Origin of the sequence: Microbacterium testaceum, assembly GCF_001476285.1 — a bacterium.
GTDB classification, from domain to species: domain Bacteria; phylum Actinomycetota; class Actinomycetes; order Actinomycetales; family Microbacteriaceae; genus Microbacterium; species Microbacterium testaceum_B.
On record NZ_LDRU01000041.1, the window covers coordinates 39785 to 61634 of the forward strand.

General features: G+C 70.6%; 17 protein-coding genes. 11 read left to right on the plus strand and 6 right to left on the minus strand.

Going from position 1 to position 21850, the window contains the following annotated elements; translation table 11 throughout:
* Nucleotides 1-15 precede the first annotated feature (15 nt).
* Entirely contained in the window at nucleotides 16-1695 is a 1680-nt protein-coding gene (locus tag NS283_RS08695) for a glycoside hydrolase family 13 protein (RefSeq protein WP_058596468.1), read from the minus strand.
* Nucleotides 1696-1883: 188 nt separating this feature from the next.
* Here NS283_RS08695 and NS283_RS08700 point away from each other — a divergent pair, with 188 nt between their 5' ends.
* A complete protein-coding gene (locus NS283_RS08700; RefSeq protein ID WP_058596469.1) occupies nucleotides 1884-2408 on the plus strand; it encodes an adenine phosphoribosyltransferase in 525 nt (174 codons plus the stop codon).
* 157 nt (nucleotides 2409-2565) lie between these two features.
* Here the strand turns inward: NS283_RS08700 and NS283_RS08705 are convergent, their stop codons facing one another.
* Nucleotides 2566-3255, minus strand: a complete 690-nt coding sequence (locus NS283_RS08705) for a TetR/AcrR family transcriptional regulator C-terminal domain-containing protein (RefSeq protein WP_241492217.1) — start codon at nucleotides 3253-3255, stop codon at nucleotides 2566-2568.
* 123 nt (nucleotides 3256-3378) lie between these two features.
* Between NS283_RS08705 and NS283_RS08710 the strand changes: the two genes are divergently transcribed.
* Nucleotides 3379-4794, plus strand: a complete 1416-nt coding sequence (locus tag NS283_RS08710; RefSeq protein ID WP_058596471.1) for an APC family permease — start codon at nucleotides 3379-3381, stop codon at nucleotides 4792-4794.
* A 50-nt stretch (nucleotides 4795-4844) separates the two neighbouring features.
* Nucleotides 4845-6473 (plus strand): amidohydrolase, encoded by a 1629-nt coding sequence (locus NS283_RS08715; RefSeq protein WP_058596472.1) that lies wholly within the window; start codon nucleotides 4845-4847, stop codon nucleotides 6471-6473.
* Between the two features lie 143 nt (nucleotides 6474-6616).
* On the opposite strand, the gene hpxO is transcribed toward NS283_RS08715, so the two are convergent.
* The 3 genes from hpxO to uraD are packed head-to-tail and all read right to left on the minus strand — an operon-like array spanning nucleotide 6617 to nucleotide 8654.
* Nucleotides 6617-7801: an FAD-dependent urate hydroxylase HpxO gene (hpxO, locus tag NS283_RS08720; RefSeq protein WP_058596473.1), complete on the minus strand. Its 1185-nt coding sequence runs from the start codon at nucleotides 7799-7801 to the stop codon at nucleotides 6617-6619.
* 8 nt (nucleotides 7802-7809) lie between these two features.
* Nucleotides 7810-8130: a hydroxyisourate hydrolase gene (gene uraH / locus NS283_RS08725; RefSeq protein ID WP_058596474.1), complete on the minus strand. Its 321-nt coding sequence runs from the start codon at nucleotides 8128-8130 to the stop codon at nucleotides 7810-7812.
* Nucleotides 8127-8654 carry a 2-oxo-4-hydroxy-4-carboxy-5-ureidoimidazoline decarboxylase gene (uraD, locus tag NS283_RS08730; RefSeq protein ID WP_058596475.1) on the minus strand — a complete coding sequence of 176 codons (528 nt, stop codon included), beginning with the start codon at nucleotides 8652-8654 and terminating at the stop codon, nucleotides 8127-8129. The genes uraH and uraD overlap by 4 nt, the downstream gene beginning before the upstream one ends.
* A gap of 241 nt (nucleotides 8655-8895) precedes the next feature.
* On the opposite strand from uraD, the gene NS283_RS08735 reads away from it, so the two are divergent.
* Together NS283_RS08735 and NS283_RS08740 are read left to right on the plus strand one after the other, a co-directional pair.
* The gene (locus NS283_RS08735; RefSeq protein ID WP_058596476.1) at nucleotides 8896-10470 is read left to right on the plus strand and encodes an RICIN domain-containing protein; all 1575 of its coding nucleotides are present in this window, start codon (nucleotides 8896-8898) and stop codon (nucleotides 10468-10470) included.
* A gap of 38 nt (nucleotides 10471-10508) precedes the next feature.
* Complete coding sequence (locus NS283_RS08740) at nucleotides 10509-13844, plus strand: metallophosphoesterase (protein ID WP_058596477.1); 3336 nt, start codon at nucleotides 10509-10511, stop codon at nucleotides 13842-13844.
* A gap of 88 nt (nucleotides 13845-13932) precedes the next feature.
* Here the strand turns inward: NS283_RS08740 and NS283_RS08745 are convergent, their stop codons facing one another.
* Entirely contained in the window at nucleotides 13933-14538 is a 606-nt protein-coding gene (locus NS283_RS08745) for a helix-turn-helix domain-containing protein (protein WP_058596478.1), read from the minus strand.
* Between the two features lie 160 nt (nucleotides 14539-14698).
* On the opposite strand from NS283_RS08745, the gene NS283_RS08750 reads away from it, so the two are divergent.
* From NS283_RS08750 to NS283_RS08770, 6 genes are read left to right on the plus strand one after another with little or no spacing between them, the layout of a single operon-like run.
* Nucleotides 14699-16465, plus strand: coding sequence for an NCS1 family nucleobase:cation symporter-1 (locus NS283_RS08750; RefSeq protein ID WP_058596479.1), 1767 nt, complete (start codon nucleotides 14699-14701; stop codon nucleotides 16463-16465).
* Nucleotides 16462-17214 carry an aspartate/glutamate racemase family protein gene (locus NS283_RS08755; protein WP_058596480.1) on the plus strand — a complete coding sequence of 251 codons (753 nt, stop codon included), beginning with the start codon at nucleotides 16462-16464 and terminating at the stop codon, nucleotides 17212-17214. Before NS283_RS08750 ends, NS283_RS08755 begins: the two co-directional genes overlap by 4 nt.
* Before the next feature lie 51 nt (nucleotides 17215-17265).
* Nucleotides 17266-18600 carry an allantoinase AllB gene (gene allB / locus NS283_RS08760; protein WP_058596481.1) on the plus strand — a complete coding sequence of 445 codons (1335 nt, stop codon included), beginning with the start codon at nucleotides 17266-17268 and terminating at the stop codon, nucleotides 18598-18600.
* Nucleotides 18597-19841: an acetamidase/formamidase family protein gene (locus tag NS283_RS08765; RefSeq protein ID WP_081317342.1), complete on the plus strand. Its 1245-nt coding sequence runs from the start codon at nucleotides 18597-18599 to the stop codon at nucleotides 19839-19841. The genes allB and NS283_RS08765 overlap by 4 nt, the downstream gene beginning before the upstream one ends.
* Entirely contained in the window at nucleotides 19838-20083 is a 246-nt protein-coding gene (locus NS283_RS18645; protein WP_153001440.1) for a hypothetical protein, read from the plus strand. Before NS283_RS08765 ends, NS283_RS18645 begins: the two co-directional genes overlap by 4 nt.
* Nucleotides 20080-21654 carry an AtzH-like domain-containing protein gene (locus NS283_RS08770; protein ID WP_058596482.1) on the plus strand — a complete coding sequence of 525 codons (1575 nt, stop codon included), beginning with the start codon at nucleotides 20080-20082 and terminating at the stop codon, nucleotides 21652-21654. The genes NS283_RS18645 and NS283_RS08770 overlap by 4 nt, the downstream gene beginning before the upstream one ends.
* The last annotated feature ends 196 nt before the right edge of the window (nucleotides 21655-21850 follow it).

The following is a 21850-nucleotide window of genomic DNA, read 5'->3' on the forward strand; positions in this document are numbered from 1 at the left end:
TCCGGATGCCGCGGCTTACGCCGCCGCGATCCAGACGGTGGTGTCGGTCGGCAGGGCGTCGCCGTCGAGGGGGCCGCTCGCCACGAGGACCTCACCCGCGGGGAGCTCGACCGACTCGTCGCCGAGGTTGGCGATGACGGTGAGCGATCCGTTGCGGAAGGCCACGACGTCGTCACCGTACCCGTCGAGCCAGTCGAGCGCCCCGGCGCCGAGGTTGCGCGCGCGACGCTCGCCGAGCAGCGAGCGGTACAGCGACAGGGTCGAGGCGGGGTCGTCGACCTGCACGTCCCGCGCGAGCGCGGCCCACTCCGCGGGCTGGGGGAGCCACGACTCACCCGTGGTGTTGAAGCCGTAGGCGGGGCCGTCGGCGGTCCACGGGATCGGGACGCGGCAGCCGTCGCGGCCGTAGCGCTCGCCGTTCGTGCGGAACCACGTCGGGTCCTGGCGGGCGTCATCGGGCAGGTCGATGACCTCGGGGAGGCCGAGCTCTTCGCCCTGGTAGAGGTACGACGAACCGGGGAGCGCGAGCATGAGCGAGGTCGCGGCGCGGGCGCGCTGCAGGCCCTTCACGGGGTCGGGCTGGCCGGGCGACTTCGGGCCGATGCCCGCGCCCTGCGGGTTCTCCGCCGTCAGCGCGAGGCGCGAGGCGTGGCGCACGACGTCGTGGTTCGACAGCACCCAGGTGCTGGGCGCACCGACGGCGGCGTACTCCTCGAGCGACTCCGAGATCACGTCGCGGAGAGCCTCGGCATCCCACTTCGTCTCGAGGTAGTGGAAGTTGAACGCCTGGTGCATCTCGTCGGGCCGCACCCACAGCGCGGTCTGCGCGACGGTGGGGAGCCACGCCTCGGCGCACAGAGCCCGGTCGCCGTCGTACTCCGCGAGCACCTCGTGCCACTCGCGCCACACCTCGTGGACGCCGGGCTGACCCCAGTACGGCACCTCTTCGGCGTCGCCGCCCATGGAGCCGCCGTCCGGGTCGGGCGTGAAGTCGGGCAGGCCCTCGGCCTTGATGAGGCCGTGCGCGACGTCGACGCGGAAGCCGTCGACCCCGCGATCGAGCCAGAAGCGCAGGATGTCGCGGAACTCCGCGCGCACCTCGGGGTTGGTCCAGTCGAAGTCGGGCTGGCTCTCGTCGAAGATGTGCAGGTACCACTGGCCGGGCGTACCGTCGGCCTCGGTCACGCGCTTCCACATGCCGCCGCCGAACACGCTCTCCCAGTTGTTCGGGGGCAGCTCGCCGTTCTCGCCCTTGCCGTCGCGGAAGATGTACCGCGCCCGCTCCGGGCTGCCGGGCGCGGCCTTCAGAGCCTCCTGGAACCACACGTGCTGATCGCTCGAGTGGTTCGGCACGAGGTCGACGATGACCCGGATGCCGCGCTCGTGCGCGCCCGCGAGCATCGCGTCGAAGTCGGCCAGGGTGCCGAAGATCGGGTCGACGTCGCGGTAGTCGGCGACGTCGTAGCCCGCGTCCTTCTGCGGCGACCGCTGGAAGGGGCTGAGCCAGATGGCATCCACCCCCAGCTGCTTCAGGTCGTCGAGGTGAGCGGTGACGCCGGGCAGGTCGCCCAGGCCGTCGCCCGAGGCGTCGGCGAAGGAGCGCGGGTAGATCTGGTAGATGACGGCGGTGCGCCACCACTCCGAGCCGGGTGCGGACGCGAGTTCGGGTCGCGAGTCCTGCTGCGTGAAAGTCATGCGGCTACGTTAGTGCAAGCGCTTACATCGGCGTCAAGCGCGTCCCTGCACCCGGCTCCCGCACCTGAGTGTCCAGAACACCCGGACGGTTCCGAGATTCGCCCGGGTGTTCTGGACACTCAACGGGGAAAGGCGTGAGAGTCGAGGCGCCGGGGACGCGGGCGCGAGGGCGCGATTAGGCTGGGGCGGTGCCCGACGCCTCCGCCCTCGCCCGTGCCGAATCGCTCATCACGAGCATCCCCGACTACCCCAAGCCCGGGATCATGTTCCGCGACATCACGCCCCTGCTGACGGATGCCACGGCCCTGCGCACCGTCGTCGAGGCGCTCGTCGAGCCCTTCGCGGGCCGGTTCGATGCCGTTGCGGGAGTCGAAGCGCGCGGCTTCCTCCTCGCGGGAGCCGCGGCCATCGCCGCGAACGTGGGGCTGATGCCGATCCGCAAGGCCGGGAAGCTGCCCCGACCCGCCGCCGCGGTCGAGTACGACCTCGAGTACGGCTCGGCCACGATCGAGATGCACGACGACAACGCCGCCGGTGCGCGCGTCCTGCTGCTCGACGACGTGCTGGCGACGGGCGGCACGCTCGCCGCCGGTCGTGAGCTGCTCGAGGCGGTGGGCAGCGAGGTCATCGGCATCGCGACGCTGCTCGAGATCGACGGCCTCGGCGGCCGCGAGGCTCTCGGCGGCGACGTGCACGCGATCTTCCACGTCTGACGCGGCTCCCGCCTCCCTGCGGCGCCGCCGCGTCCCGCGCCGTCCAAGCCCCCGCGTTGAGTGTCCAAGACACGCCGTAACGGGGTCGCCCATTACGGCGTGTCTTGGACACTCAACGTGAGAGGGGTGCGCCGCGCCCGACGCCGGGCGCGCCCCGCTACCCGCGACCCAGGCGCAGCCGGAGGCCCTCGAGCAGGGCGTCGAGGCCGAGGGTGAACGCGAGGTCGGCGGGGGTGGCGCCCTGAACCTCGGCGAGTTCCCGGCGCGCGTGGTAGGCCGCGGCGAACGTGGGGACGTCGGCCCGATCCCCCGGATCGAGCATGTCCTGCGGGGCGGAGGCGTCGAGCGCCGAACCCAGCACGAAGGACTCCACGGCCACGATGACGCTCATCGATTCTGCGGCTGACCAGCCCGCATCCTGAAGCTGGGATGCCAGGTGGTCGTACGATCTGCCGACGGTCGAGGTCGCGTCCAGGGGGAGCGCCGACAGGTACGCGACCGTCGAGGGGTGGGCGGCGAAGGCCGCGCGATAGGCGTGCGCCCAGTTGCGGAGAGCGTGGTCCCATCGGGGATCGGGAGCTGCGTCGGCGTCGATGCGTTCGGCGAGGATCTCTCGGATCTCCGCGAACACCGCCGTCTTGTTCTCGACGTGGTTGTACAGCGACGACACGCGCACGCCGAGCGCTCGCGCCAGATCGCTCATGCGGAACCCGGTGTCGCGATCGTCGTCGAGCAGGCGTAGGGCGGTCTCGCCGATGAGGCGGCGAGAGAGCACTCCGACCCGCGGACGCCCCACCGGGCGGGGTCGTCCGGCGGCCTCGGACGCTGTCTTCGCTACTGCACTCACGCTGTTTCCTCGCCGTCGAGCCGGAGAAATCCGAGTCGGAGAAACATTGTACGTGCGCGTAAATCGAACTATGTTCGTTTTACGCGATCGCAGGTGATCGCACCTCATCCAAGGAGTTCGCTCATGTCTCAGCGTTCCCGCACCTCCCTTCCCCGCTCGATGGGCGTCGTCGGCCTCACCCTCTTCGGCATCTCGTACATGGCGATCGGCACGGTCTTCACCACGTACGGCATCGTGAACCAGCTGACCGAGGGGCACCTCGTGGCGTCCTACGCCGTCGCCCTGATCGTCATGCTGTTCACCGCCTCGAGCTACGCCGCGATGGTCCGCCGCTACCCGGTCGCCGGTTCGGCGTACACCTACGCACAGCAGTCGTTCGGCGGGGGCGTCGGCTTCCTCACCGGGTGGATCCTGCTGCTGGACTACCTGTTCATCCCGATGATCAACTTCCTCATCCTCGGGCTGTACGCCAACACCCAGTTCCCCGACGTGCCCGTCTGGGTGTTCACCCTCGGCGCGATCATCGTCGCGCTCATCCTGAACGTCCTCGGCATCTCGCTGGTGAGCAAGGTCAACACCGCGGTCGTCCTGATCTCGTTCGCCGCGGTCGTGGTCTTCGCCTTCTTCGCCATCAAGACCGCGATCGGAGACCCCGACGCCCCCGGCGTCTTCGAGCCGTTCCTGCCGGGCAGCGCACAGTTCAGCCCGGTTCTGACGGGTGCCGCGGTGCTCTCGCTGTCGTTCCTGGGCTTCGACGCCGTGTCGACCCTCTCCGAGGAGGCGAAGCGCCCCCGGCGCGACATCCCGATCGCGATCATGGTCACCACGATCGTCGGCGGACTCCTCTTCATCGCGGTCGCCTGGGTGGGCGCTCTCGCCTACCACCTGTCCGACTGGAGCACCGCGCCGCAGGCGCTCCTGGATGCCGCGGGTGCGGTGCTCTTCGACCACGTCGGGGGACCGATCCTCGCCGGCACCTTCGTCTTCATCACCGTCATCGGCACCCTCGGCGCCGGGCTCGCGGGACAGGCGGCGGTGTCTCGCATCCTGTTCTCGATGGGTCGAGACGGCATCCTTCCGCGTCCGCTCGGCGGCCTGTCGAAGAAGTACGGCACCCCGGTGGTCGCGACGGCCCTCGTGTCGGTCGTGGCCCTCGCGGGGCTGTTCGTGACGCTCGCCCAGGCCGCGTTCATGATCAGCTTCGGCGCGCTCGTCGCCTTCGCGATGGTGAATCTCTCGGTCATCCGCACCTATCTCTTCCCGCCGCGCGCGGAGCGTCGCGCGCTCACCGCGGGACGCCTCATGCGGTACGGGATCGTCCCCGCGATCGGCTTCGCGCTCACGCTCTGGCTGTTGAGCTCGCTCGAGGGCGGGACGTGGGTCATCGGCGGCATCTGGGCACTGCTGGGCGTGGTGATCCTCGCGATCAAGACGGGGATGTTCCGGCGCCCGGTTCCGAAGCTCGACTTCTCGGAGGTCGAACCCACCACCGAGGCGATCGACCAGCTGCCGCGCGAGTCGTTCCTGGGGCAGAAGTGACGGCATCCGATCGAAGCGACACCCGTCGCTCACTGAGAAGGGAGGCAGCCATGCCCGAGAACACCGACCTGCTGGTCCTCGCGGGAGCGATCCTGACGCCGACGGCCCTCGCCGGAGCGCCCGCGGAGGCCGGGTTCGTGGCGATCCGCGACGGCGTGATCGTGGGGGTGGGGACTCCGGATGCCGCTGACTCGTGGATACCGCGCGCTCAGCGCGTCGTCGACCTGGGTGATGCGACGCTCACCGCCGGTGTCGTCGATGCGCACATCCATCCCGTCGCCGGGATCGGGATGACGAGAGGCGTCGATCTGAGCGAGGCGGAGACCCTCGAGGACGCCCAGCAGGCGCTGGCCGCGGAGTCCGCCGACGCGGGCGAATGGGTGTTCGGGTGGGGCCTCAATCCCATCGTCTTCGGTGTGGCGGCACCGTCGATGCGACTCTTCGACCGGCTGCCGCAGGACCGCCTCGCGTTCGTGCAGCTGTTCGATGCGCACTCGGCCGTCGCGTCCGGGGCGGCGCTGGCTCGCGCGGGTGTCACGGGTGCCGAGACCTTCGACGACGCCTCGTCGATCGCCGTCGACGCCGAGGGCACGCCGACGGGCTATCTCCTCGAGCACCGCGCCATGGGGCGCGTCACACGCATCGTCCCCGCCCTGACTTTCGAGGAGCGGCGTGATGCCCTCGTGGCCATCCTGCGTGGCATGGCCGAGACGGGCGTGACGATCGGGCAGATGCTCGACTCGTCGGACCCCGACGCCTTCGACCTCTTCGATGCGATCGAGGCGGAGGGCGAGCTGCCGATCCGTCTTCGCGTCTCGCCGATGGCCGTTCCCGGTTCCACCGAAGCGGACTGGGCGCAGCTCGCCGACCTGCAGGGCCGGCACGGCCGCCGGTGGGAAGTGCGCGGCATCAAGCTCATGATCGACGGCACCATCGACAACGGCACCGCGTGGTTGCGAGAGCCCGACACTCTGGGCGAGTCGACCGAGTCGCTCTGGCTCAGCCCGCCGGAATACGCCGCCGCCGTCGAGTACTTCCACGCCCGCGGCATCCCGACGACGACCCACGCGATCGGCGATCGCGGCATCGAGTTCGTGGCCGCGACGTTGAACGGCCTCGAGCGCACCGGTGTCCCGCACCGCATGGAGCACATCGAGACGCTGCCCGACGACGTGCTGGATCTCATCGTCGAAGCCGGAGTCTCGGTCAGCATGCAGCCCACGCACTGCACGCACTTCACGCGCGCGGACCACACCGACAACTGGTCGCGCCGCCTCGGCGACGAGCGCGCCGACCGCGCGTGGCGCACGCGCGACCTGCACGACATGGGCGTGGTCGTGGCTCTCGGGTCGGACTGGCCGGTGGCGCCGTACGACGCACGGGCCACCCTCGCCGCGGCGATGCTCCGCCGCCCGGCAGGTCGCGTGGATGTCACGCCCGTCCTGCCCGATCAGGCCCTCGACGCCCCGGTCGCCCTCGACGCGCACACGCGCGGATGGTGGCGTTCGGTCGGCGAGGCCGGCGGGACCATCGAGGAGGGGATGCCGGCCTACCTCACGGCGTTCTCCGCCAACCCGCTGACCGCGGATCCCGACGCCTTCGCGACGGCCGACGTGCTGTTGACGGTCGTCGGCGGTGACGTGGAGGTCGACCGGACGGCGGTGACCGCGCGGGGGTGACGCGTCCGTCCCGCGGCGACGGTGCGCCGAACTCCTGAGTTTTCGGACCTTTCGGGGTGGGATGCCGTGCTTTCCCGCGCCCTCTGGGTGCTCGGCATCCGTTTCTCAGGAGTTTCGCGCGCGCGCCGGCCGCGCCCGACGGCTCAGCGCATCACGCTCGCGCCCAGCTCCACGGGGCTGCCCTCGATGTTGCCCACGATCCCGCGGATGACCCCCGTCCCGTCCTCGCGGCGCAGGCCGTCGTACCAAGCCTGCGTCGCGGCGATGTCGAAGGCGTGCGTCTCGTGCGCGCGCTTGCGGGCACGCAGCACGAGGTCGCCGGCCCGCTCCGTGCGGATGCGCTCGTAGCGCTTCAGCGAGTCCTCGACGCCGAGCGTCGTCGTGGCGAACACGATGCCGAGTGCGAAACTGTCCTCGAGGGCCGAGCACGCGCCCTGGCCGATGTCCGGCGCGGTGTTGTGGGCGGCGTCGCCGAGGATCGCGACGCGCCCGCGCACCCACGTGTCGAAGGGGTCGATGTCCCAGATCTCGACGCGGTTGAGCGACTCGTCGGGGTCGATCCCGTCCAGCAGCGCCCGCACCCCGGGCGCGCCCCACTCGCCGAAGGCCTGCTCGAGGGCGGCCATGCGATCCTCGACCACTCCCGACGGCCCGGGGACGTCGACGAAGAAGTAGAACCGGTCGCCCGCGACAGGCATGACCGCGCAGCGCTTGCCGTCGCCGACGTAGGTCGTCCACTGATCGAGCGGTCCGATCCGCTCGTCGGCGCGTACGAGACCGTTGTAGTTCACGTAGCCCGAGTACGACCTCTCGGGACGGATGCCGGCGGGCTCGGTGACGTAGTCGCGCACGAGCGAGCGCGCCCCGTCGGCGCCGATCAGCAGGTCGGCGGTGTCGGTCGAACCGTCGGCGAAGGTGGCGGTGACGACGCCGTCGGCCTCGGAGACACCGGTCAGCTGCTTGCCGAGGTGGATATGCGCGGAGCCGACGGCATCCATCATCAGCTGCTGAAGGTCTGCCCGGGCGACCGGATACGGGCGTTGACCGGTCTGTTCGGTCACCGGGGCGAGGCTGAAGCGGCAGAGCTCGTCGCCGGTGTGGCCGTCGTAGTAGGCCATGTCGTCCATGCGCCCGCCGAGGGCGGCGACCTCGGGGCCGAGGCCGAGCCAGTTGAGCACCTTCACGCCGTTCGACCACAGCGACAGGGCGGCGCCCACCGGACGGTTCTCGCGCATGCGGTCGTACACGACGACCTCGTGGCCGAGCTTCTGCAGGGCGAGGGCGGCGGAGGTTCCGCCGACTCCCGCACCGATCACGATGACTCTCATGCCTCTCCTCAGCTGCCGCGGTAGGTCGAGTAGGCGAACGGGCTCAGCAGCAGCGGCACGTGCAGATGCGCCTCGCCGCTCACGGTGAACGCGACCGTCGCGATCGGGTGGAACGACGCGACCCCGCGCGCGCGGAAATACGCACCGGTGGCGAAGGTCAGCGCGTAGTCACCGTCGTCGAGTCGTTCGGGGCCGAGGGCGAGGCGCCCGTCGGCGTCGGTCATGCCCTCGGCGACGGGGGTGCCGTCGAGTCGGGCCAGCGCGACGGCGACGCCGGTCGCGGGCGTGCCCGCCGTGGCATCCAGGATGTGGGTGGTGAGGTGGGTCATTCGGCGTCCTCGGGGTCGGCCGGCGCCTCGTCGGCGAACGTCGTCCGCAGGCGCAGCAGGGCGATCTCGGCGAGCTGGCGGGTGGCTTCCACCGTCTCGGTATCGGGGTCGTTGCCGAGGCGACGTTCGAGCTCGGCGCGCATCTCGCTCGGCGTGCGTCCGGCCGCGCGGATGAGGAAGACGCGGCCGAACCGCTCCTCGTATGCCGCGTTCCCGGCGGCGATCGCGGCGACGTCGTCGTCGGCGGCGGAGGCCATGGAGCCCTGTTCGCGACGGGATGCCGCGGCCTCGGCGCCGTCGCCCGCGACCTTCGCGCCGATGCGGGGGTGCGCGTGCAGCGCCGCCTCGAGGTCGTCCGGCGACCAGACGGCGGCGAGGTCTCCGGCGTACGCGGCGAGGGCGTCGACGTCGGCGTAGGGGCGACCCGCGACGACGGCATCGACCCAGCCCGGGATGTCGGCCCAGACGCGGACGACGGCCGTGGCATCCGCCGTCGAGGCCGCGTTGAAGTGGTGCAAGTGCATGCCGGTCAGGCTAGGCGCGCCGCGTTACGGGGCTGTGGCGGGATGTGTCGGCGATGTTGCTGTGGGGAACATTCGTGTGCGGCGACCGGCCGGGCCCGTCCACGCGGCGAGAACCCGCCGTTCATCTCTAGATACCGCCCGTGAGAGTTGCCGGGCAGATCGCGTGGATAGCTTCTGTCCGGCCCGCCCGAGGGCCGACGCCCGGAAAGGGCGCCCCATCCGCGAGAGGACCCCGTTTCCCATGCCCCCCACGTCTCCGAGACGGTCCCTGCGACTTCTCGCCGCCGTCGCCGTCTCACTCGTCGGGCTGATGGTCGCCGCACCGGCTTCAGCCGCGCCGATCGACCGCGTCCAGGCATCCACCTCCGCCCTCCCCTCGGGGGTCGGGGCTCCCACGCTCCTGCTGCTGGAGAGCGTGAACGCGGCAGGAAAGGTCCTGCAGATCGGCGACACGAACGCGCAGGTGTCATCGGCGCCCGGCGCGACGGACCGCGCCGCCGCCGCGATCGAGACCATGAGGACCGGCAACGCAGCGTCGCTGAAGGCGCAGGCGTTGCGCTTCTATCCCGTCACGGGATCGGCCAACACCTACCTGATCGCCGATCAGCAGGACCGGGTCCTCGTTCGTTCCCGCAACAACGACACGGCCTTCCGCTACCTCCAGCTTGCCGATGTCGCGGACTCCGCGTCAGATCCCTACGCCCAGTGGGAGGCGCGCGACGCCGGCGACGGCACCGTCAACCTCGTGAACGTGCAGCCGGATCCGTCGTCGCAATCCGCCGCGCTCGATCTGTACAACTGGAAGACCACCGACGGCTCGGAGGTGCAGACGTACACGCTCAACACGGGTGCCGCCGTGCAGAAGTGGCGGATGCACACGCTGCAGGCCACCGTGGCGGTCCCCAGCGCGGTGGTCCCCGCGGGGTCGGCGCCGTCGATGCCGACGAGCCTTGCTGCCCGATACGGCTGGGGAGGATCGGTTCCCCTGACGTCGATCGCCTGGCGCATGCCCGATCGATCGGTCTGGAACAGCAGCGGCGAGGTCGACGTGACCGGAACGGCATCCGGTTTCTTCGGTGAGGCGGTCGCGGTCACGGCGCACTTCTCCGTCGGTTCGCCCGGTCAGGCGGACGATTCGGCGCTGAAGTCCTACGCGGGTGTGAGCGTGAAGGAACTGCGGATGCTCGCCCCGCGCACGGTCGTGCGCAAGGTCAGTGGAACGGCGGCGACCGTGACCTCCCCGGTGTCGTGGGACTGGTCGGCTCTCACGGATGCCGCGCTCGCGCAGCCCGGAACCGTCACGGTCGAGGCGGTCGCCGGATCGGGCTTCAGCGCGCGACTGATCATCACGCTCGTCGCACCCGAGCGCGTGAACCTGCTGCGGCAGAACGGCGTGCGTCCGGACTGGACGTTCAAGGACGGCACGACGTTCGCCCTCACCGATGGCAACCGCAACGCCGTCGGTTTCGCCGACTGGCGCAGCGGTGGAGCCGCCAACCGGGTCAACCCCAACCGGGTGTCGTTCTCGTTCGATCAGCCTCGCCAGATCACCGGGGTGAACGTCTACGACATCGGCGGGAAGCAGAACATCGGCACCGTGACCGTCCAGTACCGCACCCTGCTCGGCGGGTGGAAGAACCTGCCGACCGCGTCGGGCTGGCCCGTCACCAACGCGACCGCCAACCTCTCCCTCGAGGTCACCTCCACCCCCGTGCTCGCCACCGGCCTGCGCGTGATCGTCGGCAACAAGTCGTCCGGCACGTGGATGACCCTCTCGGAGGTCGAGGCCTACGGGCCCCGCACCCCCGCTTCCTGACTCGCCGTTCCGCTTTCCCGCATCTGATGAGAAGAGAGATGTCCATCCAGCCTCGTCGCGCCTCGCGCGCACGTTCCGTGGTCGCCGCCGTGACGGCGTTCGCCCTGTCCACCCTCGTCCTCGGCAATGCCTCCGTCGCGCTCGCGGCTGACGGGAACACCCCCTCGTCGGCCCCGTCCGCCGCCGCATCGGCCGACGCGCCCGCCACCGCGGACCGATCCAGCTTCCTCCTGCCCGTCCTCCCCGACACGCAGTTCTACTCGCGCTACAGCGCGTCGCAGTTCTACCCCCAGTACGGAACGAACCCGTTCGAGGCGCAGACGCAGTGGGTCGTCGACCACAAGAACGATTTGAACATCCCGTTCGCCGTGCAGCTCGGCGACGTCGTCGACCAGCAGTGGGTGGGCGATCAGTGGACCGCCGCGTCGAAGGCCATGCGGATCCTCGAGGACGGGGGCGTGCCGTACTCGATCATCCCAGGCAACCACGACGTGGCCGACCAGGGCGCACGCTCGTCGGAGGCCAACGCGGCGAACTACCTGACGAACTTCGGGGCGACGACGCTGAAACGGCAGGCCGGAGGAACGCTGCTCGGAACCTTCCAGAACGGGTACTCCTCGGCGTACGACTTCCAGGCGGAGGGACACGACTGGATCGTCCTCTCGCTCGGCTGGAACGCCTCCGACGACACGTTCGCGTGGGCACAGGGCATCCTCGATGCCCACCCCGGTGTCCCCGTGATCTTGAACTCGCACGCGATCATCGGCATCGACCAGGACCAGATCTCGCCCACGAGCTGGTGGTACGGCGACCTGCTGTGGGACAAGCTCATCCGCAAGAACGACCAGATCGTCCTGACCCTGAACGGTCACTTCCACGGGGCGACCCAACGAACGCTGACCAATGACTTCGGACACCCCGTGTTCGAGGTGCTGACGGACTACCAGATGGCCGCGGACGGCGGTAACGGCATCATGACGCTGTTCGAGTTCGACCTCACGAACAACAGCATCGACGTCGACACCGTCTCGCCCTGGGTGTCGAAGAAGCACGCCGATGCACTCACGTCGACGGACACCCCCGTGCTCGACGGGAAGTGGCAGCAGTTCAGCCTCCCGATCGACTTCGGCGCCCGCTTCGGTTGGTCGGCCCCCACCGCGGCGCAGGCCGACAACGTCGATCTGTCGGAGCGAGCCAAGCAGATCGTGTCGGCGGGATGGACCGGACAGGGGAAGGAGCAGCAGCTCGCCGTCGCCGGGAACGACAGCGACTACGTGCGCGTCGACGGGACGATCGCGCACTGGCGGTTCGGCGGCGTCGCCGGGGGCGACATGACGGACACGACCGAGATCCCCGACATCGCCGGGTCGAGCCCGATGTACCGCAACCCCGTGGACGACACCGACGCGCCCGACACGAGCGACGACGTCTCGATCTCGCACGCCAACGTGCCGGTGTACTCGGCCGACAAGGGCGCGGTGTGCTTCACCGACGTCCACCGTAATGCGGGCGCGCGCGACAACCTCGGCTACATCACCACCGAGTACGGAGCCCCGGCCACCTTCGCGCACCTCGACGCGAGCACCGGTTACACGCTCGAGACGTTCCTTCAGATGGACACCAACTGGACCGAGGCCGCCAACCGCTGGGGAGCAGCCATCACGCGCGGCGGTGCCCGGCAGTGGATGGGGATCAACGACTCCTCCGACCCCGGTGCCGGTGCCGCCTGGCTGGGCATCTCCAACCTCCGCGAGTACCAGTACTCGGCAGCGGATCCGCGCTCGAAGAACTCGTACACCCTCTGGTCGGGCGAGATCATGCCCGGGGCGTGGCACCACGTCGCGATCGTGAACAACCCGGCCGCGGGGACGGTCATCATGTACGTCGACGGCGTGCCGGTGCTGCGCAATGCCTCGCAGGTCGGCGGGATGATGGCCGCGGACTTCATGCCGTGGATCATCGGCGCCTCGATGTGGAACACCGAGCCGGAGCACGGCTGGTACGGCTGCGTCGGTGAGACGCGTCTCGTCGACCACGCCCTGACCACCGACCAGTTCCTGTACCAGCGCCAGAACATCGATGCCGGCGGACCGCAGTTCGCCCTGGCGGCGGACGTGTCGTCGGCGCAGCCAGCGGGGACGTCTCTCGCGTCGTTCGAGGGCACCGGGCTCGCCGGCGCCGACGTGCGCGTCGTCGACCAGGGCCGCACGATCGGTCGGGCAGCGGTCGCCGCGGACGGCACCTGGCACATCGCCCTCGACACCCCCGTCTCGGGCGCCGGTGCTCACCCGCTGAGCTTCGTGCAGTCGCTGGGCAGCCGCGACGGGAAGCCGCTCGAGGCGACGGTGACCATCTCGGCACCGGTACCGACGCTCACCGACCCGTCGGACCAGCGCGTGCTGGTGGGGGGAACGGCGACGTTCTCGGTGATCGCGGGGGGATCGCCCGCTCCGACCGTCGCCTGGCAGTCGTCGGCAGACGGATCGACCTGGGCGGATGTCGCGGATGCCACCTCGTCGACCCTGACGGTGAAGGATGCCACGACCGCGATGAACGGCCGGAAGTTCCGCGCCGTGGCCTCCAACGTCGAGGGCGGCAAGACCGTGTCGGCGGCGGCGACCCTCACCGTCATCGATCCGACCCCGTCGGTGCCGTCCTCGTCGGACCTGGCTCCCGTGGACGTCACGGGTCCTCTCGACGGGGGGACCACCGTTACGGTGCACGCGGGCGCGGCGCATAAGGGTCAGACTCTGCGGGCGTGGGCGTGGTCCTCGCCGACGGACCTCGGACAGGTGACGACGGATGCCGCGGGCGACGCGATCGTCGACGTCTCCGCGCTCGAAGCGGGCCGCCACACCGTCGCGCTCACGCAGCCGAACGATCCGACCGTCCTCGCCTGGGGCACGTTCGAGATCCCGGTGCACCCGACCACGCTGCGCGACAACGCGGAGCTGCGCACCACGGTGACCGCGAGCGATCTGTGGTCTCTCGATGCGCAGAAGTCCTCGGTGGACTTCGGCTCGGTCGAGCGGGGGACGCGTGCGACGGCGAACCTCGGCAAGGTCACCGTCGTGGATGATCGTGCCGCGCTGACGGGGTGGACGCTCACCGCGACGGCCACGCCTTTCACCAGCGGCAGCTACTCCGCCCCGGCGGACGCGCTCGGCATCCGACCCATGTCGTTCGCGGGCGAGGTCCTGCTGCCGGGTCTCGCCGTCGGCACGGGCGGAGGGGTCATCGCCACGGGCGCGGCCGGCGTGTCCACGGGGGTCGGCGGCGCGCGCTTCGACGCCGGCCTGGACTTCACACCGCCCAAGGATGCGCCCGTCGGTGTCTACCACTCGACGCTGACGCTGACGCTCGTCGCGAAGTAGAGCACGGAGGAGCCCCCGTCGACCTTCGGGTCGGCGGGGGCTCTGCCGTGCCGTGAGGTCTTCGCAGGTCCGCGCGGTCGCGCCCCGGTCAGGCGTGCACGATCAACCAGTGCGCGACGGCATCCGTCTCACCGGTGTTGTGCAGGCGGTGGGGGACCGAGCAGGGGTAGCTGATGGCATCCCCCGCTCGCAGGATCACGCGCTCCGCTTCGAAGTCGATCGTGAGCTCACCCGCGACGACCGTGCCGACCTCGTAGCCCTCGTGATGGAAGAGGCCGTCGGCGCCGTGGGCGGACGCCCCGGGCGGGTAGATCGACTCGAAGTAGTCGACGCCGGGCGACGACCCGGGGGTCAGTCGGCGGAACGAGACGCCGCTGTCGAGCACGATGTCGGGCGACTGCCCCGCGCGCTGAAGGGTGAAGCCCGAGGGGCCGGCGGGTTCGACGGGACGGTCGGATGCCGGATCGAAGGCCGCGACGAGCGGGACGCCGAGAGCGTCGGTGATCGCGATGAGCCGCGAGACGCTCGGCTGCATGACCCCGCGCTCGATCTGCGAGACGGCGCTGGGGGAGATGCCGAGCTTCGCGGCGAGCGCGCGGGCGGAGATCCCCCGCGCGGTGCGCAGCGCGCGGATGCGCTCGCCGACGCCGCCGGCGGGGACGGCGGTCTCCTCAACGGTGGCGGGCTGCGTCATGCCCCTGAGTCTAGGGAGCCGGGGCGTGTGAAGGAGCGACTTCACACGCTCGTTACATGAGCGAAACCAGCGGGGTTGTGTGAACCCATAACTTCACATCAGAGCTCCACTCCGGCCGCGGACTCCACGTCGTGGCATCCATCGTCCTGAGAGGAATGACATGACTTCCACACCGCTCACCGGCCCCCACGATCTCGTGGAGGCCGCCGGCCACCCCCACGGGGGCGGCAACATGAAGCCCCACTACGACGACCGTCTCGCCAACGAAGACCTCGCGCCGCTGCGCAAGCAGAAGTGGTCGAGCTACAACATCTTCGCCTTCTGGATGAGCGACGTGCACTCGGTCGGCGGCTACGTCACCGCCGGTTCGCTGTTCGCCCTCGGTCTGCAGTCGTGGCAGGTGCTCGTCGCCCTCATCGCCGGCATCGTCATCGTGCAGGTCTTCGCGAACATGGTCGCCAAGCCCAGCCAGAAGACGGGTGTCCCGTACCCGGTGATCAACCGTGTGGTGTTCGGCATCCGGGGTGCGAACATCCCCGCGATCATCCGCGGGCTCATCGCGATCGCCTGGTACGGCGTGCAGACGTTCCTCGCCGCGGAGTCGCTGAACATCATCTTCCTGAAGTTCGTGCCGGGATCCGCGGCGCTGCTCGACGTCTCGTTCGCGGGTCTGTCGGCGCTCGGGTGGATCTCGTACGCGATCCTGTGGACCGCGCAGTTCCTGCTGTTCTGGAACGGGATGGAGGTCATCCGCCGCTTCATCGACTGGGCGGGCCCCGCCGTCTACGTCGTGATGATCGTGCTCGCGGTGTACCTCGTGTCGCAGGCCGGCATCCAGAACATCTCGTTCACCCTGTCGACGAACCAGCTCGACTTCTGGGCCTCGATCCCCGTGATGTTCGGTGCGATCGCGCTGGTCGTCTCGTACTTCTCGGGTCCGATGCTGAACTTCGGCGACTTCGCCCGGTACGGCAAGAGCTTCGCCGCCGTGAAGAAGGGCAACTTCTGGGGCCTGCCCGTCAACTTCGTGTTCTTCTCGCTGCTGACGGTCATCACGGCGTCGGCGACCGTGCCGGTGTTCGGCTCGCTCATCACCGACCCGATCAAGACGGTCGAGCAGATCGACACGCCCTTCGCGATCCTTCTCGGCGGCCTCACGTTCGTGACCGCCACGGTCGGCATCAACATCGTCGCGAACTTCATCTCGCCCGCCTTCGACTTCTCCAACGTCGCCCCGAAGAAGATCTCGTGGCGCGCGGGCGGAATGATCGCCGCGGTCGGCTCGACCTTCCTCATGCCGTGGAACTGGTACTCCAACAGCGACGCGATCCACTACTCGCTCGGCGTCCTCGGCGCGCTGATCGGGCCCCTCTTCGGCATCCTGATCGCCGGCTACTACATCGCCGCCCGCCAGCGCGTGAAGGTCGACGCGATGTTCACGATGGATGCCAAGGGGCCCTACTGGTACCGCAACGGCTTCAACCCGAACGCGGTCAAGGCCGTCATCGTGGCGGGTGTTCCGACCGTGGCGATCGCCGTCTTCCCGAAGCTGTTCGCCGATCTGGGACTCTTCAACGTCTCGTGGATCAGCGACTACAGCTGGTTCATCGGCTGCGGCCTCGGCTACGTGCTCTTCCTGCTCTTCGAGCGTCTCGACCCGCGGGTGCCGACGTTCGAGGGCGAGACCGAGGGCATCTCGGACGGCACCGCGGATGCCGTGGAGACCCCCGCCGAGGCCGGGGCCGAGGCGCTGGTGCTGGCGCAGACGGCCGCGGATGCCGGGACCCCGGTGCCGGGCTCCGGAGCCGCGGCGCCCGCTGCGCCCGCGGTGCTCGCGCAGACGGTTCAGGATGCCGTCGTTCCGGAGCGCGGGACAGCAGCGCCCGGGCGCCCGACCGCCGCCGGCCCGCGCGAGGCGCTCGCGTGAGGATCCTGCTCATCAACCCCAACACCTCCCGGGCGATGACCGCGAAGATCGCGGACGCCGCCCGGGGGGTGGCGGGACCCGACGTGGTCGTCGACGCGGTCTGTCCCGCGGTCGGGGCGTCCGCGATCGAGAGCCACGTCGACGAGGTCGCCGCGGCGGCCGCGGTCGTCGAGCTGGTCGCGGCCGACCGCGACGGCGCGAGCCCCGCCGATGCCTACGTGATCGCGTGCTTCGGCGACCCTGGACTCGACGCGGCGCGCGAGCTGGTCGACGCTCCCGTCGTCGGGATCGCCGAGGCCGCGATGCACCTGGCCGCGGTGTCGGGTCGGCACTTCGGGGTCGTCACGACACTCAGCCGCACTCTCGGCCGTGCCCACGACCTCGTCGCGCGGTACGGCATGGAACGGGCGTGCGTGTCGCTCGCCGCGACCGGGATCCCCGTGCTCGACCTCGAGGAGACCGGGTCGCTCGCGGTCGAGACCATCGCGAGTCACAGCGCCGACGCCGCCGCGGGCGGAGCCGACGTCATCGTGCTCGGCTGCGCCGGCATGGCCGACCTCTGCGCCGAGCTGACGGCACGCGTCGGTGTCCCGGTCGTGGACGGGGTCGCGGCGGCGGTGGGGATGGCATCCGGGATGGTCCGCATGGGACTCGGGACGAGCAAGCGCGACGAGTACGCGCTTCCGGCTCGTGGGGCAGCTGCGCCCACCCTTCCTCCCCAGGCGGCGAATCTCGAGGTGTTTGCATGAATGTTGATCACGGTTACATCTGCGAAACGCGGGGCGCTTAGCGTGGCCGGTATGAGCACACGGATCGCCGCACGACGGGTCTATCTCGACGGGGAGTTCCGCCCCGCGACAGTCGTGAGCGAGGGCGGGGTCATCACCGCGGTCGAGCCGTTCGACGCCGCGGCCGAGACGGTGCTGCCGGGCGATTCCGTGCTCCTGCCGGGCCTCGTCGACTCGCACGTGCACCTCGACGAACCGGGCCGCACCGAGTGGGAGGGCTTCGCGACCGGCACCGCCGCAGCCGCCGCCGGCGGCGTGACGACCATCGTCGACATGCCGCTGAACAGCCTCCCTGTCACAACCACGACGGATGCTCTGGATGCCAAGCGCGCGGCCGCCGCGGGAAAGCTCGCGGTCGACGTCGCCTACTGGGGTGGCGCGGTGCCCGAGAATCTCGGATCCTTGCGCGAGCTCGCCGACGCCGGGGTCGTGGGTTTCAAGTGCTTCCTGTCGCCGAGCGGCATCGACGAGTTCGGACATCTCGATGCCGAGCAGCTCGAGCGCTGCCTCGCCGAGCTCGCCACCTTCGACGGACTGCTGATCGTCCACGCCGAAGACCCCGCGCACCTGCACGCCGACGGCGCGCTCGGTCCGCGCTACCGCGATTTCGAGGCCAGCCGTCCGCCCCTGAGCGAGAGGGCGGCCATCCGCCGGGTCATCGAGGCCGCGCGCCGCACGGGCGCCCGAGCGCACATCGTCCACGTGGCCGACGGGGGAGCGCTCGACGACGTGCGCGCCGCCAAGGCCGAGGGCGTGCGGCTGACGGTCGAGACCTGCCCGCATTACCTGACGCTCGACGCCGAGGCGGTGCCCGACGGGGCGGGCGCGTTCAAGTGCTGCCCTCCGATCCGCGGCGGTGACAACCGCGACCTGCTGTGGGCCGGGATCGTCGACGGCACGATCGACGCGATCGTCAGCGACCACTCGCCGGCGACCGTGGAGCTGAAGGGCAACCCCGATTTCGGTCTCGCCTGGGGCGGGATCGCGGGCCTGCAGACCGGACTTTCGGCCGTGCACTCCACGGCCCGCGCCCGGGGCTTGGCGTTCGAGAGCATCCTGCCGCTCCTCACGACCGGGCCGGCCCGCATCGCGGGCCTCGACGGGCTCGGCGTCATCGAGCCGGGCGCCCCGGCGCACCTCGTCGCGTTCGCTCCCGATGAGGAGTTCGTCGTGGATGCCGCCGCCCTCGAGTACCGCAATCCGGTCTCACCGTGGCATGGGCAGACGCTCACGGGCGTCGTGCGAGAGACCTGGCTCCGCGGCGAGTCGGTGTACCGCCGCGGCTCCGCGGTGACGGAGCGCGGGGGACGCGAGATCCTGCGCGCAACCGCGGCGGTGGACGCGTGAGCGGTGGCGAGGCGCGCCGCGCCGCGTCCGAGGTCCCCGTCCCGATCCTGCAGCCCGGCACCGGTCCGATCCCCGGTGACCACTACCTCCCCGCGACCCCGACCACCGTCCTCTGGGGGCGTCTGCCCTGCGCCGTCGATGCCGCCGTGCTCGAGATCGCGTCCGGCGAGACCGTGACCTTCGACACCGTCAGCCACGAGGGAATCCTCGACGATCAGGGCAAAGACCCGGGCGCGTACTTCGCGACCCACGGGGTGCCGCGCGAACAGGTGCTCGACGATGCGGTCGAGATCGCGGCATCCGTTCTCCGCGATCCCGTCGCCGATGGACCCCACGTCGTCGTCGGGCCCGTGCACGTGACGGGAGCGCACCCGGGCGACCTGCTCAAGATCACCGTCGAGACCCTCGTGCCGCGCGTGCCGTACGGCGTGATCTCGAACCGCCACGGCAAGGGCGCGCTCGTCGGAGAGCTGCCGCGCGGTGAGCACAACGTCAGCGTGTTCGCGGCGGTCGCCGAGCGCGAGGGCGCCTTGCACGGAACGCTTCCCATCGTCGAGGGCGGCGAGCCCGTCGTGGCGTTCCCGCTCGCGCCGTTCCTCGGGACGATGGGCGTCGCGGTCGCGGATGACGAGCGCCCCCACTCGGTCCCGCCCGGTACGCACGGCGGCAACATCGACATCAACCTCCTCGTCGAGGGCGCCACGCTGTTCCTCCCCGTCCAGGTCGAGGGCGCGCTCGCGTACGTCGGTGATCCGCACTTCGCGCAGGGCGACGGCGAGGTGGCGCTCACCGCCCTCGAGGCCTCGCTGCGCGCCACGCTGCGCTTCGAGGTGATCCCCGCGGATGCCGCCCGCGCGGCGTTCGGTGAGGTCACCGGGCCGCTGGTCCGGACGCCGGAGTACCTCGTCCCGACCGGGATGGACGTCGACCTCGACGAGGCGATGCGCGCGTGCGTCCGCGCCTCGCTCGCTCTGCTGAACGGGCGGTGGGGGATGGACGAGCACGTCGCCTACGCCTACCTCAGCGCCGCGACCGATTTCGACATCTCGCAGGTCGTCGACATCGTGTCGGGAGTGCACGCGCGGATCCGCGAGGCGGACTTCGCGGGCGTGCCGTCGATGGAGCCCGAGGGCGTGGCATCCGGGCTCCGGTCTTCAGTGTCCAAAACACCCGGAGGTTTCGCCGAGGAGTCCGGGTTTCTTGGACACTCAACGCCTGAGCGCGAAGGAGACACCGCATGACCCCCGCCCTCGCCGCCGCGATCGCCCGCGCCGAAAACTCGGGCGCGCCGGGTCGCGCCCTGCGTCCCGATGCCGCCGCGCTGTCCGCCGCGGCGCGCTTTGCTGCCGCGCGCTCTGTCGCCGCGCGCTCTGTCGCTTCAGTGTCCAAAACACCCGGACGTTTTTCCGAAGAGTCCGGGTTTCTTGGACACTCGACCGACCAGCCCGACGGTGACGCACGCAGGAACGGACGACGGCCATGACGGATGCCACGATCCCGGCCGAACTCCGCGACGCCTTCGACGCGTACGAGCGCGCGATCGTCGCGAACGACCTCGACGCTCTCGACGCCTTCTTCGCCCCGGGGTCCGACACACTCCGCGGCGACCCCGCGGGGCTGCTCGTCGGACACGACGCGATCAGCGGGTTCCGCTCGCTCCGCGGCGGAGTCCCGCCGCGCGACATCACCGACGTGCACTACCGCCCGCTCGGGCCCGACGTCGCCCTGCTCATGTCGGTCTCGCGCTTCCGCGGCGGGGGCCGGGGCCTGCAGACGCAGGTGTGGCAGCGCATCGACGGCAGCTGGCTCATCACCGCGGCCCACGTCGCCCCTCGCACGCCTGCGCTCGACCGGTCCATCTGGCGGAGCGTCGGCGACCCCTTCCAGCAGGGCGCGTGGGAAGGTCCGCTCGCGGGACTCACCGTCGCGGTGAAAGACCTGTTCGCGATCGCGGGTTTCCGCATCGGGGCGGGCAACCCGACCTACCTCGAGGGTGCACGGCCTGAGAAGGTCACCGCGCCCGCCGTCGCCGACCTGCTGCGCGCCGGAGCGTCACTGCGCGGCATCGCCCGCACCGACGAGTTCGCCTACTCGATCGCCGGCGACAACGTGCACTACGGCACCCCACCCAACGGTGCGGTCGTCGGGGCGCTCCCCGGCGGATCGTCGAGCGGCCCCGCATCTGCCGTCGCCGTGGGACACGCCGACATCGGCCTCGCCACCGATACCGCCGGATCCATTCGCGTCCCCGCGTCGTACCAGGGCCTCTGGGGCCTGCGCACGACGCATGACCTCGTCCCGCGGCAGGGCATGCTGCCGCTCGCTCAGTCTTTCGACACGATCGGCTGGCTCACCCGCGACGGCGACACGCTCGAGCGCGTGGCCGAGTGGTGCCTCAGCTACGACGGCTCGGCGTCGACCGAGAACGTCTACGGCGCCTCCGGCGGCGACCTGCCGTGGCGGTTCCTCGTCCCCGACGAGATCCTCGCGTGCGTCGAACCGGCGACCCGCGAGGCGTTCTCGAAGCTGTTGGCCGCGCTCTCGGCATCCGACGATCCGCCGCCCTTCCGTGCCGTCGAAACGGGCGATCTGGATGCCGCCTTCACGGCGTTCCGCACGGTGCAGGGTGCCGAAGCCTGGCGCAACAACGGCGAGTGGCTTCGGGCGCACCCCGGGGCGGTGGGCCCGGCGGTCGCCGAGCGCTTCGCCGTCGCGGCGCGGATCACCCCCGCCGACGAAGACGCGGCGCGTCGAGACCTCGAACCGATCGCGGCGCACCTGGCCGAGCTCGTCGACGGGGCCGTCCTCGTGTTCCCGACCGTTCCGGGCCCCGCGCCGCAGCGCACGGCCGATGTCGACGCCGTCCGCGCGGCGACCCTGCGCATGACGGCTCCGGCCGCGATCGCGGGCCTTCCCTCGATCTCCGTACCGCTCCTGACGGTCGACGGCGCACCCGTCGGCGTGTGCCTCGTGTCGCGCGCGGGCACCGACATCGCACTGGTGCGCCTGGCCCGGCGCCTGGCGGCCCTGGTCGAGGCGGGGGTCGGCCGATGACCCGCCTCGATCCGTCGCCTCACCGTGCGAAACTCCTGACATTTCGCCCTCAGATGGCGACCAAACCCACTCCGGTCGCGTTCATCGTGCGTTCTTCAGGAGTTCGGCCCGCTCACCCTGGGCCGACGACCCGGACTCGGCGCCCCGGCTCCTCGCCCGGCGCTGGCGCGGCGCACCGAGCGAAACTCCTGAGATT